This is a genomic window from Streptomyces sp. HUAS ZL42 (assembly GCF_040782645.1).
GTDB lineage: Bacteria > Actinomycetota > Actinomycetes > Streptomycetales > Streptomycetaceae > Streptomyces.
Genome location: NZ_CP160403.1, coordinates 3,381,190 through 3,395,393, shown reverse-complemented (window position 1 = coordinate 3,395,393; position 14,204 = coordinate 3,381,190). Strand labels below are relative to the sequence as shown.

At 68.1% G+C, this 14,204-nt stretch carries 11 protein-coding genes and 1 pseudogene; 8 read left to right on the top strand and 4 right to left on the bottom strand.

Features of this window, described 5'->3' with window-relative positions:
* Positions 1-86: 86 nt before the first annotated feature.
* The 3 genes and pseudogenes from ABZO29_RS15420 to ABZO29_RS15410 all read left to right on the top strand — a co-directional run.
* Positions 87-353, top strand: a pseudogene (locus ABZO29_RS15420) (RHS repeat domain-containing protein); the annotation flags it as partial.
* 204 nt (positions 354-557) lie between these two features.
* On the top strand, positions 558-3,986 hold the full coding sequence (locus ABZO29_RS15415) for an RHS repeat-associated core domain-containing protein (protein ID WP_367320759.1): 3,429 nt from the start codon (positions 558-560) through the stop codon (positions 3,984-3,986).
* A gap of 22 nt (positions 3,987-4,008) precedes the next feature.
* Positions 4,009-4,608 (top strand): SMI1/KNR4 family protein, encoded by a 600-nt coding sequence (locus ABZO29_RS15410; RefSeq protein WP_367320758.1) that lies wholly within the window; start codon positions 4,009-4,011, stop codon positions 4,606-4,608.
* A gap of 407 nt (positions 4,609-5,015) precedes the next feature.
* On the opposite strand, the gene ABZO29_RS15405 is transcribed toward ABZO29_RS15410, so the two are convergent.
* Together ABZO29_RS15405 and ABZO29_RS15400 are read right to left on the bottom strand one after the other, a co-directional pair.
* Entirely contained in the window at positions 5,016-5,276 is a 261-nt protein-coding gene (locus ABZO29_RS15405; protein ID WP_367320757.1) for a hypothetical protein, read from the bottom strand.
* 200 nt (positions 5,277-5,476) lie between these two features.
* On the bottom strand, positions 5,477-6,352 hold the full coding sequence (locus tag ABZO29_RS15400) for a hypothetical protein (RefSeq protein ID WP_367320756.1): 876 nt from the start codon (positions 6,350-6,352) through the stop codon (positions 5,477-5,479).
* Positions 6,353-6,931: 579 nt separating this feature from the next.
* Here ABZO29_RS15400 and ABZO29_RS15395 point away from each other — a divergent pair.
* The 3 genes from ABZO29_RS15395 to ABZO29_RS15385 all read left to right on the top strand — a co-directional run bounded on the left by ABZO29_RS15395 (position 6,932) and on the right by ABZO29_RS15385 (position 11,022).
* Positions 6,932-7,780, top strand: a complete 849-nt coding sequence (locus tag ABZO29_RS15395) for a 3-hydroxyacyl-CoA dehydrogenase family protein (protein ID WP_367320755.1) — start codon at positions 6,932-6,934, stop codon at positions 7,778-7,780.
* 150 nt (positions 7,781-7,930) lie between these two features.
* A complete protein-coding gene (locus ABZO29_RS15390) occupies positions 7,931-8,254 on the top strand; it encodes an STAS domain-containing protein (RefSeq protein ID WP_367320754.1) in 324 nt (107 codons plus the stop codon).
* Between the two features lie 257 nt (positions 8,255-8,511).
* A complete protein-coding gene (locus ABZO29_RS15385) occupies positions 8,512-11,022 on the top strand; it encodes an ATP-binding protein (RefSeq protein WP_367320753.1) in 2,511 nt (836 codons plus the stop codon).
* A gap of 114 nt (positions 11,023-11,136) precedes the next feature.
* Here the strand turns inward: ABZO29_RS15385 and nucS are convergent, their stop codons facing one another.
* Positions 11,137-11,808 (bottom strand): endonuclease NucS, encoded by a 672-nt coding sequence (gene nucS / locus ABZO29_RS15380; protein ID WP_367320752.1) that lies wholly within the window; start codon positions 11,806-11,808, stop codon positions 11,137-11,139.
* A 318-nt stretch (positions 11,809-12,126) separates the two neighbouring features.
* On the opposite strand from nucS, the gene ABZO29_RS15375 reads away from it, so the two are divergent.
* Positions 12,127-12,519, top strand: a complete 393-nt coding sequence (locus ABZO29_RS15375) for an SCO5389 family protein (RefSeq protein ID WP_367320751.1) — start codon at positions 12,127-12,129, stop codon at positions 12,517-12,519.
* Between the two features lie 84 nt (positions 12,520-12,603).
* On the opposite strand, the gene ABZO29_RS15370 is transcribed toward ABZO29_RS15375, so the two are convergent.
* Positions 12,604-13,632, bottom strand: coding sequence for an LLM class flavin-dependent oxidoreductase (locus ABZO29_RS15370; RefSeq protein WP_367320750.1), 1,029 nt, complete (start codon positions 13,630-13,632; stop codon positions 12,604-12,606).
* Between the two features lie 231 nt (positions 13,633-13,863).
* Here ABZO29_RS15370 and ABZO29_RS15365 point away from each other — a divergent pair, with 231 nt between their 5' ends.
* On the top strand, positions 13,864-14,196 hold the full coding sequence (locus ABZO29_RS15365; RefSeq protein ID WP_367320749.1) for an ATP/GTP-binding protein: 333 nt from the start codon (positions 13,864-13,866) through the stop codon (positions 14,194-14,196).
* Positions 14,197-14,204: the final 8 nt, after the last annotated feature.

Here is a 14,204-nt window from a genome sequence, read left to right as displayed (position 1 = left end):
GACTACACCACGTCGTACGAGTACGACTCCTACGGCCAGTTGACGAAGGCGACCGACGCCAACGGCAACCCGACCACGAACAGCCAATTCGGCCCACCGGCTACCCGGAGAAGATCACCGACGCGCTGGACAGGACGACCTCCTTCGTCTACGACGACCGGGGGCAGGTCACCGAGGTCACCGACGCGCTCGGCAAGAAGACCACGCAGACGTACGACACGTACGGACGCCCGCTGGTCTCCACGGTGCCCAAGGACCAGGCGGCGGGCGTGTTCATCACGACGTCGGCGCCGGTGTACGACACCAACGACAACGTCACCACCGTCACGGCTCCGAACGGTGCGGTGTCCACGGCTGTCTACGACGCGGCCGACCAGATCACCTCGGCAACCGCACCGAAGGACTCGCCGACGGGTCCCGAGAAGAAGTCGACCTACACCTACGACAAGACCGGTCATCTGCGGACGACCACGGAACCCAAGGGCACCGCGACCACCGCGGACCCGAACGACTACGTCACCACCAACAGCTACGACGAGATCTACCAGCTCACCACCGTGGTCAACGCGGCGGGTGACAAGCTCTCGTACGAGTACGACAACGTGGGCAACGTCATCACCGTCATCGACCCCAAGAAGAACGCGACCGCTGACACCACCGACTACACCACCAAGACCGCCTACGACCTCAGCCACAGGACGACGACGGTCACGGACGCGGCCGGGAAGACGACGAAGCAGTCCTACGACAAGGACTCGCTGGTGGTCTCGACGACGGACGCGGAGAACAACACCACGCTCATCACCTACGACGAGCGTGGCAAGCAGACCGAGGTCAAGGTCCCGCACGACGGCACCACCTCGATCACGTACCGCACGACGAAGTACGAGTACGACCAGGTCGGCAACACCACCAAGGTGATCACCCCGCGGGGCACCGCGACGGCCACCGCGGACGATTTCACCGCGCGTACCGAGTACGACGCGTTGAACCGCCCGGTCAAGCAGTTCCAGCCGTACGACCCGAGTGACGCCCGCTACAACAGCCCGAACGTCTACACCCAGACGTTCTACGACGAGGTCGGCAGGGTCTCCAAGACCTCGCTGCCACCGTCGGAGGGCCAGACGGTTCGTAACGACACCACCTACGGCTACTTCGACAACGGCTGGACCAGGTCGTCGACCGACCCGTGGGACATCGTCACCACCTTCGACTACAACGAACTGGGGCAGCAGACCGCTCGTACCCTGACGTCGGCGGGCGGCTCCCTCAACCGCACGATGGGCTGGACGTACTACCCGAACGGCAAGCTGAAGTCCAAGACGGACGACGGCGTGCCGGTGGGCAGCGCCGTTCCGCTCGTCGACAACTCGGATACTCAGAACACCAGTTCCACTGGCACCTGGACCAAGGGCAGCCTCGCCGGACAGCAGGGCTATGACCATCAGGTCCATGCTGCGGGAACAGGAACGGACGCGTTCACCTGGACGCTGAACATCCCCAAGAACGGTAGCTACACCGCCTACGTCAAGTTCCCACAGGTCGCCGGCGCCGCGACGACAGCCAAGTACACGGTCACGCACGCCACGGGGACCACGGACAAGACCATCAATCAGGCCACCGGGGCCGGCACCTGGGTCGCGCTGGGGACGTACACCTTCACGCAGGGCGATACATCGAAGCTGCAGCTGTTCCAGAACAGTGGCGGCGCGGTCGTGGCCGACGGCGTCAAGCTGGTGCGCGACAACTCCGGCGACACGGACACGGAGAAGCACACCTTCACCTACGCCTATGACGTCAACGGCAACCTGACGTCGATCGGCGACACCTCGCCCGGCGCGAAGATCGACGCCTACACCGTCGCCTACACCGGTCTGAACCAGGTCCAGAAGATCACCGAGGCGTTGGCAGGACAGGAGAAGAAGTCCACCACCTACACCTACGACGCCAACAGCCGGCCGGAGACGGTCACGCACCCCGACCAGTTCTCGAAGTACACGTACGACTTGCGTGAGCTGGTCAAGACGGTCTCGATCGGCAAGACCGCCACGGACACGTCTCCCAAGGTCTCGTCGTTCACGTACACCGATCGTGGCCAGATGCTGAAGGAGACGCAGGCCAACGGCAACACCGTCGACTTCACCTACTACCTTGACGGCGCGCAGAAGACCCAGACCGAGAAGAAGCCGAACGGCACCCTCGTCTCGTCGCATACCTACGCCTACGACGCCAACGGCAACAAGGCGCAGGACGTGGCCAAGAAGATGAGCGCCGACAACCACGCGGCGTACCTCGACTCCACCACGGACTTCACCTACGACCCGGCCGACCGGCTCGCCAAGTCGGTCAAGACCGGCAACGGCGCGGGTACGGAGACGTACGTCCACGACGACAACGCCAATGTCATCAACCAGACGGTCAAGGGCACGTCCACGACGTTCACCTACGACCGCAACCGGCTGCTGACCTCGACGACTTCGGGGGCCACGTCCAAGTTCAACTACGACCCGTTCGGGCGTCAGGAGTCCGTAACCAGCGGCGGGCAGATCGTCTCGCGGAGCGTGTACGACGGCTTCGACCATGTCGTGGAGTCCCAGCAGCGGGACGGCGCCGGCGCGATGAAGACCACCACGTATACCTTCGACCCGCTCGACAGGACCGTTTCCAAGACCGCCGACGGCAAGACAACCAACTTCAACTACCTCGGCCTTTCGGGAGAGGTCCTGAATGAGGAAGTCGCCGGTCAGCTGACCAAGTCGTACCAGTACAGCCCGTGGGGCGAGCGCCTGTCGCAGATCAAGCACAACAGTGACGGCACGACGGAGGACGGCTACTACGGCTACAACGGCCACACCGACGTCGAAACCCTGACCGACGGCAACGGCGATACCAAGGCCACCTACGGCTACACCGCCTACGGCAGCGACGACACGTCAGAGTTCACCGGCATCGACAAGCCCGACGCCGGCAACCCCACCAAGGAGGAGTACAACTCCTACCGCTACAACGCCAAGCGCTGGGACGCCCAGTCCGGCACGTACGACATGGGCTTCCGCGACTACAACCCGGGCCTGAACCGCTTCACCACCCGGGACATGTACAACGGCGCCCTGGCGGACATGAACCTCGGTGCCGACCCGTTCACCGGCAACCGCTACGCCTTCACCGGCGGCAACCCCATCAGCAACGTGGAGGTCGACGGGCACTTCTTCTTCCTGCTCGCCGCGGTACCGCTGGTCGAGGCGACCGTAGCCCTGGTGGCGGCTGCGGTTGTCACGGCGGGAGTGGTCACTGTCGCCCAGGATGTGGCGGACAGGGCCGACGACGACACGTCCGACGAACCGGCGCCGGCACCCAAGCCCACGCCCAAGCCCCAGCCCAAGCCGCGAGGCGACGACGACAGCAGCAGCAAGTGCGGTTGGGTCGAATACGGGGCCCTGGACAAAAAGAACGGCAACCGAGCCACGAACATGACGGCCTGCCTCAACAAGAAGACGCTGAAGAAGGGTACGGCCACCAACACCAGCGTTTTCACCCCTCCGGGATACCGGTGGGCACAGAGGACCGCCGCCCACCTTGGGGCGTTCCCGGTGGAAGAAAACATCAATGCGTGCCACCTCCTCGCAAATCAGTTGGGTGGATCCGGTACCGATCCGCACAATCTCGCAACCTGTGCTCGAGGGGCCAATGCAAAAAAGGTGGGTTCCCGGCAGGGTGACAGGAACATGGCCTACTACGAGGACAGGGTCATGGACGCCGTCAACGCAGGCCTGGACGTCTACTACACGGTAAGGCCGAGATACAGTGGCCGCAGGACGGTACCCACCGGGTTCTATATGAGCGCTTACGGCATGGACCCCGAGACGGGGGCCCTGCAACGCGTGGTCGACCCCACGTTCGTGTCGAACGACCTCATGGGACGAAACCTCGGTTCGTTCGTGGACCACAACACAGGTCAACAGGTGCCTGTCGGGGCAACGCAATGATGTGCATCCTCAGGAGGAAGGCGTGACTGGAGCGGACGACCTGGAGGAGTTGCGGAGGCTGATGCCGCCCATGGCCTCGAGCAACGCATCGGTCGACTGGGGTCTGATGCGCGAGTCGTGGGGAAAGGAGTTTCCCTCCGACTACCGGCAGTTCATGGAGGTTTACGGATATGGGGGGATTCAGAACTTCCTTTCGGTCCTGAAACCCGAGCCGAAGGGGGCGGAGTCGGCAACCTCCGACATGGGCAATGGAACCGAGACCGCCGAAGCCACTTGGTCGATGGTGCGGAAGTCGCCTGAACTGGCGGAGGCCAGCCCTGAGCTGATCGCTTGGGGTGGGGACGCGAGCGCCGACATCCTGTGCTGGGACGCCTCGGATGAGGACCCAGGCACGTGGCCCGTCGTGGTGTACAACAGGAATGACGCCCTGTGGCGCCGTTACGACTGCGGGATGGTGGAGTTCCTTGTGCGCGTGTTGCGGGGGGACTTCGACGAGTGTCCTCTCGGTGATCTCTCCCTCTGGGGACGGGGGTCAGTGACCTTCCTGAACCGGCGCGAGGAACAGCGCATGTGGAAAGAGGGCCTGGACCCGTGGACGGGCAAGCCAGACCCGTTCGCTTGATTGCCCGGCGACTGACCGATGCGCGGATCCCTGTTCACCGCGCGGTCGCCTCAGTGACCGCGACGGTTGAGCCGGGATCGTGACAAGGCGAGGCCCCTGGCCGCCGCGCCCGTGTTCTCCACACGGTGCGCGTCGGTTCAGGGGCCTCGTCCTCGACCGACTTCACCTACGACCCGGCCGGCCGAAGCACGACTTCTCCTACGCGTACGACGCCAACGGCAACCTCACCTCGATCGACGACACCTCGTCCGGGGCGCGGATCGACGCCTATACCGTCACCTACACCGGCCTCAACCAGGTCCAGAGAATGGTTGCTGGCTTATCTCAAGGGGCGGGACGTGACGTTGTGTGCTCGCAACCGCGCGCCTGACGGCCCGTTCTACGTGACGATGTGAACCGTTCCGGCGTCATCCAATGCCCGTCGGAAGCGTGCTGGTCCCCGTGGACACGCTCACGGTCCGCTCTGTCAACAGGACTGCGGCGGCTCCGTCGACCTGCTGCTCAAAGCGGACAGCAGTGAGTGGGACGGCGCCAGTGATCGATGGCGGCCTCTGGAAGACCGGGAGCTGGACCAGGAGGAACAGGACGACGCCTATGAGCCGACGGGTGTCGACGTCGGGCGCTCGGGCGAGCTTCGCGTCTTCGCCTGCCAGAGCGATGTCCGACACCGGCCTGTCCTCGACATCCAGTGACCCCTGGCAGGCGCCACCGCTGCACGACGACTTGCGCCACGACCGCATGGCCCGACCACGGTGCACCGGACACAGGAACACCGATCCGTGCACCGGCAACTGGCGTATATCCAAGAAGTACATCTCTAAGAACGACGATGCATCCCTGAGGATTGCGGGCAGGGTGCGTTGGCGTCCTACCCGACGCTCGTCGGGAGTGTGATGGTCCCCTTGAACACCCCCTGGGTGTGTTCTGTCACGTCCTGGCTGTAGCGCATGCTCTGACCGCTGTAGGGGATGAGGAACGTGCACCGGAAGCGATGGGATGTGATGCGGTACGTGGTGGGGTCCAGGGTGAGTACCTCCTCCACGCGCTCGACGGTGATCTTGCTGTCGGACGCTGTGATGCCGGCCGCGCGCAACTGAGCGAGGGTCGGGGTGAGTTCGCGTACCGCCTTCCTGACGACGCCCCTGTCTCGTACGGCGGGCAAAGCGGCCGAGTTCGCGGTCACCCGTAGCTCGACCTGGTCGGTTGCCTTCCGTATCGCGACTCCGTCGGCCGGCTCCTCCTGGGCGTAGCTCCGGAACGCGTCGAGTGCGGCGATCGGGTCCTCCACCGTGTCCGCGATCTCCGGGTCGGAGAGGGGGCCGGATTTCCACTGCGCCCCGCTTCCGCCCTTTCTCACGTATCCCGTTCCGTCGACGACGTAGACCTCTTCCCGCTTGGCGACGCCCTTGGTGCGGGTGGTTCCCGTGGAGTGGATGGCCATCGGTTCCTGTGTCCGGTGCACCGTGGCCGTGTACTCGGCCGAACTCTGCCGGCCCTGCGACGTCAGGCCCTCGCTGCCCTTCACGGAGAACGTCCAGCCCTTCTGCCCGGACATCGCCTCCCGCGCCCGGGTGAGGAATTCCTCGGGTGTTCGAGGTTCGGCGGGTCTGGAGGGTGAGGCCGACGGCTTTTCGGAGGCTGCCGACTTGGCTTCGGCTGTGCCGCCTGCCTCGGTGCATCCGGTCAGGGAGAGGACGGCAACGGCAGGAACCACCAGCACGGCAACGGCAGAGCAAGGTCTCACGCGCGTACTCCTTCAAGATCGGGAGGCGCCCGGTTGTACAGGAGACGAGACCCCCGCCGCCAACGGGCGGACAAGCGGGACAAAGCTTCGCCGGTCGGCCGTGACTCCCCAGTACCCGATCTGCGTCGGCTCGCCGTCCACGTGGAGCACCGTGCATCTGCCCTGCGCGCGATCGGGGAAGTCCAGTCGGCCGGAGTGCGGGGCCGCGTCCCAGTCGGCGTGGGTGGGGCCGTCGATCAGCTGGTCCAGGACCGTGCACGTGCCGCCGGTGAAGCTGTACTCGTGGCAGGCGGGGTCCCGCCACAGCTCTTCCGGTAAGGGCCCGTGTGCGTCCAGCGGTTGCCGCCCATGTCGAGGCGTCTCCCTCGGTTCTTCGGTCAGTGGAGGGGCAGCGTAGGAGACGGCACGGACATTGATGCGGGTGGGCATTTTGTGAAGCACGCCGAGACGTGACAGGTGTCTCATCCCGTGAGACGTGACACGCGTTACTTACCCCTCACGCGGCCGCTCACGAGCGCTAGTGTCCGCCCGAGAGACATACATAAAAAGCGTGTGAGCGTTTCAAAGGGGAGTCGCACTGTGGCACGGAAGCTTGCCGTCATCGGCGCCGGACTGATGGGTTCCGGCATCGCCCAGGTCTCCGCGCAGTCGGGCTGGGACGTCGTCCTGCGGGACGTCACCGACGAGGCGCTCCAGCGTGGCACCGACGGCATCAAGGCCTCGTACGACAAGTTCGTCGGCAAGGGCAAGCTCGAGGCGCACGACGCCGACGCGGCCCTCGCCCGTATCACCGCGACCACCGACCTGGACGCCGCCGCCGACGCGGACATCGTCGTCGAGGCCGTCTTCGAGAAGCTGGAAGTCAAGCACGAGATCTTCCGCACGCTCGACAAGATCGTGCGCGCCGACACCGTGCTCGCCTCCAACACCTCCGCGATCCCGATCACCAAGATCGCGGCGGCGACCGAGCGCCCGGAGCGGGTGGTAGGGGTGCACTTCTTCTCTCCGGTCCCGATGATGCAGCTCTGCGAGCTGGTGCGCGGCTACAAGACGAGCGACGAAACCCTCGCCACCGCGCGGGAGTTCGCCGAGTCCGTCGGCAAGACCTGCATCGTCGTCAACCGGGACGTGGCGGGGTTCGTGACGACCCGTCTCATCTCGGCGCTCGTCGTCGAGGCAGCGAAGCTCTACGAGTCGGGCGTCGCGACCGCCGAGGACATCGACCTCGCCTGCAAGCTGGGCTTCGGTCACGCCATGGGCCCGCTGGCCACGGCCGACCTGACCGGCGTCGACATCCTGCTGCACGCCACCAGCAACATCTACACCGAGACCCAGGACGAGAAGTTCGCTCCGCCCGAGCTGATGCGCCGGATGGTTGATGCCGGTGACATCGGGCGCAAGAGCGGGCAGGGCTTCTACAAGCACTGAATCCGCACATGCCCCTGGGGTTTCACCCCTCCGGGTGAATTCGGTATCGGTTCGCTTACAGACGGCAACCTCCGGCCGCTCCCTGCAGTCAGAGGTTGCATTACTGGACACCACTTCACGGAGCACAAGACGCACGCTTAGGGGAGCGCTATGCACATCAGGGGCGACCACGTCGAGCTGGTCGTCGGGGGCCGCCTCGACGTCCGCAGCGCGGCGGACGCCCGTACGGTCCTGCACACGGCCGTCGACGACGGCGCCGGCGACCTGGTGCTGGACCTGTCCGAACTGGATTCCTGGGACGCCACCGGACTCGGGGTGATCATGGGTGTCCACCGGCGGGCCGGCCGCTGCGGCCGGCGCCTGGTGCTGCGCGGCGTACCGCCGCAGATGCAGCGCCTGCTGGTGGCGACCCGGCTGCACCGGATCCTGGCGATCGAGGGCGGCATCGGGGCGGAGTCACTGCCGCGCGTGTGACGCCTGGCACGGGCGGGTCGCAGGACCTGGGCGTTCCGGCTGCGAAACACACGTCGCGCCCAATCCTCACGAGACTGTGACGTCTCGGACGGCGCGGTACCCCGGCTTGTCGTAGATACTGTGCGGAGGTTTAGGGTTCGGCTGCCCGCCGCCCATGAACCCTCTGCGGGCACCGGACCAGAAGCGACAGCGAGGTGTGCGGCAAGGCCGGGAGGGGCTTGTAAGTGCACACGAACGCTTTTGGGGGGCTTGAACCTATGGACCCGAACAACCGGGGACCCGAGGAGTACGGCCACGACGGCGACGGCCAGACGCCGCGCCCGCGCCCGTCCAGGGACCCCCTGACACCCGACTTCGGTCAGCACGCACCGGCCCTCGCACGCACGGTGCAGCTCGTCTCCGGCCGCCACCTGCTCACGGTCAACCCCGTCGACGGCAGCGAGATAGAGCTGTGCCCGCCGGCCGAGCTCCCCGAAAGGCCCGGGAAGCTCGGCGCCGCCGAGCGCGCCGAGACCGACCGTGCCGCCAAGCCCCCCGTCCCGCCGGGGCCGCCACAGCTCGAGCTGCCGCTCCTGGGCCGCCAGGACGAACGCGAGCAGCTGGTCCGGCTGCTCGCCCGCGGCCGTTCCGTCCGCCTCACCGGCCCCGCGGGATCCGGCCGCACCCGACTCCTCGACACCGTCGCCGAGGACTGCGGGGACCTCGCGCCCGACGGCGTGGTCCGCCTCACCGGCTTCCACCGCACGGCGGACGACCTGCTGTACGACCTCTTCCACGCCGTCCACGACGCACCCCTGCACCGCCCGGACCGGGAAGAACTGCTCGCACTCGTCCGGGAGATCGGTGCGGTCGTCGTCGTGGACGACCTCGAGTTCGGTGGCGTCCCGCTCGACGAGCTCCTCGACGCCACACCCGAGTGCGCCTTCCTGTTCGGCGCCGCCCCCGATGTGCCCGCCGCGTCCGCCGAGTCGGGCGTCGAGGAGGTCGTGCTCAGCGGCCTCGACCGGCCCGGCGGCGTGGACGTCATCGAGCGGGTCGTCGGCCGTGTCCTCACCGAGGAGGAGGCCAACTGGGCGGGTGACCTGTGGTTCGAGTCCGAGGGCCTGCCGCTGCGCTTCGTCCAGGCCGGCGCCCTGCTGAAGCAGCGCGACCGGCTGCGGGCCGGCGCCAACGCGGTCGACGAGTTCGGCGTGTTCGAGGACGCCCGCCCGGTCGACGCACCCTTCGACGCGGACGAGGACGGCGAGGAGATACCGCTTCCGTCGCTCGGCGAGGCGGCCGCGCCCGCACCGCTGCTCGCCGCCCGGCTGAGCCCCTCGGCACGCACCACGCTCCGGTTCGCCGTCGCCCTCGGCGGCGAGGTCCCGCACCAGGCGCACCTGCCCGCGCTCGTCGGAGACACCCACGCGGACGCGGCTCTCGGCGAACTGGCCGCCTGCGGACTGGTCTCCCCGGTCGGCTCGCGCTACCGGCTCGCGGCCGGCGTGCACGCCCAGTTGGAGGCCGCCGGATACGCCGACGACATCGAGGCCCGTGCACTCAGCGCCGCCCAGCACTACGCCTGGTGGGCCGGGCACCCCTCGGTCACGCCCGAGCGGGTCTGCGCCGAGGCGGACGCCCTGCTCGCCGCTCTCGCCGCCCTGGCGCCCGTCGCGACGCCCCCGGCCGAGGACGAGGAGAGCCCCGCCGTACAGCTGGGCCGCACCGCGGCGCCCGCGTTCGCCGCTGGTCTGCACTGGAGCGCCTGGGAACGGGCACTGCGCTCCGGCGCCGAGGCCTCCCGGCTCGTCGGGGCGGTCGCCGACCAGGCCTACTTCCACCACGAGTTGGGCATCCTCGCGCTCTGCCTGGGCGAACTCGACCGGGCCCGCGCCGAACTGGAGGCCTCCGTCGGCCTGCGCGGCGCCCTCGCCGACAAGCGCGGCACCGTCTCGGGCCGCCGCGCCCTCGCCCTGGTCGCCGACCACTCGGGCGACGTGCCCGGCGTGGCAGCGATGGCGGGGGAGGAGGTGCCCGACGCGCGCCACGACGAGTCCGCGTCGCCGCCGGGCGGCGTACCCGCGGCTCTCTCGGGCTTCCCGCCCCTCAAGCCGACCCCGGTCGACACCCTGGTCACCCACCAGGCCTCGTCCTCGCCCGCACACCGGGCCCGGGGTGGTCTCAGGGGTCTCGCCAAGCGCAACCTCGTGGCGGCCGGCGCGGGCGCTCTGCTCGTCGCCGTGCTGGGGACGGTCGTGACGCTCGGGGCGACCTCCAACAACGACGCGAACAACCCGTCCAACCAGGTCGGCGTCAACCCGTCGGCCAGCGCCGGCCTCGACGACGGCAGCCTCGGCGCGGACAAGCCGAACGACGACGGCAACGGCGACACAGGTACGGCGACCAGCCGGCCCACGGACCCGGGACCGGACGGCACGCTCGGGACGTCGGATGATCCGACGCCTCCCGTGGCGAAGGAGCCCTCGGCCAATCCGAGCGGGACGCAGGGGTCGGGAGGCGGGGGCACGTCGAGCTCGCCGACGAGGCCTCCGTCGACCTCGCCGCCGACGAGGCCTCCGTCGACCTCGCCGTCGGCTTCGCAGCCGCCGACTTCGCAGCCGCCTTCGGGATCGCCCACGTCCGAACCGTCCACGTCCCCGCCGCCGACGTCACCGTCCACCACGGACACGGCCAGCGGCCCGGTCACCAGCGCCCCCGCCAGCACCTCGGCCAGCGCTCCCGCAAGCAGCGAAGCCGGTTCACCGAGCAGCTCAGGCTCCGTGATCTGACGTAACGCCAACACAAGAGGGCCGGGTCCATGAAGTCGGACCCGGCCCTCTTCGTCGTAGAAACCCTCGTAGAACCGCCGTAGAACCGTCGTGGAACCGCCGCAGAACCGCCCGTCAGAACAGTCGCAACTTGTCGTCCTCGATGCCCCGCATCGCGTCGTAGTCCAGGACCTGGCAGCCGATTCCCCGGTCCGTCGCGAGGACTCGCGCCTGCGGCTTGATCTCCTGGGCCGCGAAGATGCCCCGCACAGGCGCGAGGTGGGGATCGCGGTTCAGCAGCTCCAGGTAGCGCGTGAGCTGTTCGACGCCGTCGATCTCACCGCGCCGCTTGATCTCGACCGCGACGGTCCGGCCCTCGGCGTCCCGGCACAGGATGTCGACCGGGCCGATGGCCGTCATGTACTCGCGGCGGATGAGGGTGTAGCCCTCGCCGAGCGTCTCGATACGGTCGGCGAGCAGTTCCTGAAGGTGCGCTTCCACGCCGTCCTTGATCAGGCCAGGGTCGACCCCGAGTTCGTGCGTGGAGTCGTGGAGGACTTCCTCCATCGTGATGATGAGCTTCTCGCCCGCCTTGTTGGTCACGGTCCAGACGCCCTTCTCCTCACCCTCGCCCTCCTTCAGGGTGCAGGGCGGCGACATCCAGTTGAGGGGCTTGTAGGCCCGGTCGTCCGCGTGGATCGAGACGCTGCCGTCCGCCTTCACCAGGATGAGACGGGGCGCGGAGGGCAGGTGGGCGGTGAGCCGGCCCGCGTAGTCGACGGAGCACCGGGCAATGACGAGACGCATGGTCGGCAACGCTACTCGACGGGCCCAGGTGCACGCGATTCGCCCACCCGTCTCCCACCGCCACCCTCAACCGAGGCCCTGCGGGCCGCCCCACTTGTTCTGGAAAACGTCTGTTCGGTCGTGGCCGATTGTGTGCCCAACGGGAGCGTAAAGGAGCTCCCCATGTGCCTATTCTCCTGGTGCCGTCACGGCCTGTTGCCTACCGTATTAAACGGGAGGTCGCGATGCGTGTACTCAGAGTGTCCGGTATTTCGGCATGGCGAACTCCCCATCCATGTCCGGCAACCCCTGCTGCTCGGGGGTGCGAGAGGAGAACCCATGTCGCTCGACGTCTCACCGGCCCTACTCGAACAGGCCGAGCGAGGCGAGGTCGACGAAGCGGAATTCGTCGACTGCGTCCGGACCTCCCTGCCCTACGCATGGGAGATGATCAGCTCCCTGGTGGCCCAGCTGAAGGTCGACGGCGGAGACTTCGCCGACAACCAGACGCCCCCGCCGGACGAGCAGGCGCGCGGTCAGCTGCTGCGTGCGCTCGCGAGTGACGCGATACGCGGCGCGCTGCAGCGGCACTTCGGTGTGCGGCTGGCTTTCCAGAACTGCCACCGGGTGGCGGTGTTCCCGCTGGACCCGGCGGTCGACGAGACGCTGGCCCGTTTCACGTCGGTCCGCAATCAGCTGCTCAACCAGTCCCCGGAACTGCGGGACTGCTGACGCAGTGAGCCGTCGGCTTGCCGCTCCGTACGCGGGAGGTGCATTCAGTACTGGAGCGGCAAGCGCCTCGCAGGGCTCGGGTGTTCAGCCGAGGTGGGGGAGTACCTCGGCCCCCAGCCGTCGTACGTTCTCCTCGGTCGCCGCCAGGTCGCCCGAGCCCTCGACGAGCAGGGCGAAGCGGGAGATGCCGGTCCGCTCGCTGGTCGCCGCGAGCCGGTCGACGCACAGCCGCGGCGGGCCGACGGGGTGCAGCCCGCAGAGGAGTTCGGTGTACGCCAGCGGGTCCCGCATCTGCCGGTCGCGTCCGTCGACCGTCACATGGGCGTCGAGCCCCTGTTTCAGCCAGCCCGGCATCGCCTTCAGCAGAGTCTCCACGGCGTCCGTGCGCCGGTCCGCGATCTGGCAGACGCCGGCCGAGACATGGGCCGCGCCGACGATCTCCTCCGCCGGCCGCCCGGCCGCGCGCGCGTACTGCCGCCACAGCGCGACCATCTCCGCCTTCTCCTCGTCTCCCACGTGCATGCCGAGCAGCATCGGCAGCCCGCGCTCGGCGGCCAGCCGCACGCTCGCCTGCGAGGTGCACGCGACGACGACCTCCGGCCCCTCCGTGTCCGTCAGGGACTCCGACGGCCTGGGGACGACGGGCACTTCACGGAAGCGGAACCGTTCCCCCGAGGCGGACACGGCGGGTTCGCGCAGCCAGCGCACCAGCAGATCGAGTGATTCCGGGTACCCCTTCTCGTACGCCTCAAGACCCGAGCCGAACACCTCCAGGTCCACCCACGGACCGCCCCGGCCCACGCCGAGCGAGAACCGTCCGCCGCTCGTCATGTGCAGCAGCGCGGCCTGCTCGCCGAGGGCGACCGGGTGGGCGGTGGGCAGCACACTGACCGCCGTACCCACCCGGATGCGGCGGGTGCGGCCGAGCAGTAACGCCGCCAGGGTCACGGCCGACGGACAGGTGCCGTACGGCACGAAGTGGTGCTCGGCCAGCCAGACCGAGTCGAGCCCCGCCTCCTCGGCGACCTCGGCCGAGCGGACCGCGCGGTGCAGCGCCTCCCCCTGGCCCTGCCCCGGGAACTGGGCCGCCAACACGAAACTTCCTACACGCATTGCTGTTCCTGCTTCCTTGGCTCCGACGCGGAGCTCCCCCGCCCGCATAACCGTCTGACACGTGCCCAGGACACGGCCGGCGAAGGGATTTGCGGATTGTCTGGAGAATCGTCCAAGAACGGGTGGCCCGGAAGGGGGACTTGTGGGGATTGGTGCCCTACGCGTACCCCGGTTCGCGCCGCGTAGGCTGGACACGGCCCGTGCTTCCTGTATAGCCCCGTGAGGTGTCCCGTGTCCCCGCGTCGCAACCGACCCAAGGGCTCCGGTTCGTCAGGCAACAGCGCCGAGGACGACCGGTCCGGCCGCTACGGCGGCTGGCAGACCGCGGTGAGCTGGCAGGGCGAGGAGTGGAGCGTGCGGCACGTGGCCGGTGCGAGCGCGCAGGGCAAGACGTACCGCTGCCCCGGCTGCGACCAGATGATCCCCGACGGAGTCCCGCACGTCGTCGTGTGGCCCGAGCACGCGGGCGTCGACGATCGCCGCCACTGGCACAAGGCGTGCTGGAACGCACGGGACCGCCGCACCCCGGGGGTGCGGCGGTCCCGAAACGCGCCGAAGTTCTGAGGCCGGCC

Excerpts from the sequence above, each read along its gene's own strand:
- nucS (WP_367320752.1), bottom strand. The coding sequence starts at position 11,808 with ATGCGTCTCGTCATTGCCCGGTGCTCCGTCGACTACGCGGGCCGGCTC.
- ABZO29_RS15375 (WP_367320751.1), top strand. The coding sequence starts at position 12,127 with ATGTCGCTCGACGTCTCACCGGCCCTACTCGAACAGGCCGAGCGAGGC.
- ABZO29_RS15370 (WP_367320750.1), bottom strand. The coding sequence starts at position 13,632 with ATGCGTGTAGGAAGTTTCGTGTTGGCGGCCCAGTTCCCGGGGCAGGGC.
- ABZO29_RS15385 (WP_367320753.1), top strand. The coding sequence starts at position 8,512 with ATGGACCCGAACAACCGGGGACCCGAGGAGTACGGCCACGACGGCGAC.
- ABZO29_RS15390 (WP_367320754.1), top strand. The coding sequence starts at position 7,931 with ATGCACATCAGGGGCGACCACGTCGAGCTGGTCGTCGGGGGCCGCCTC.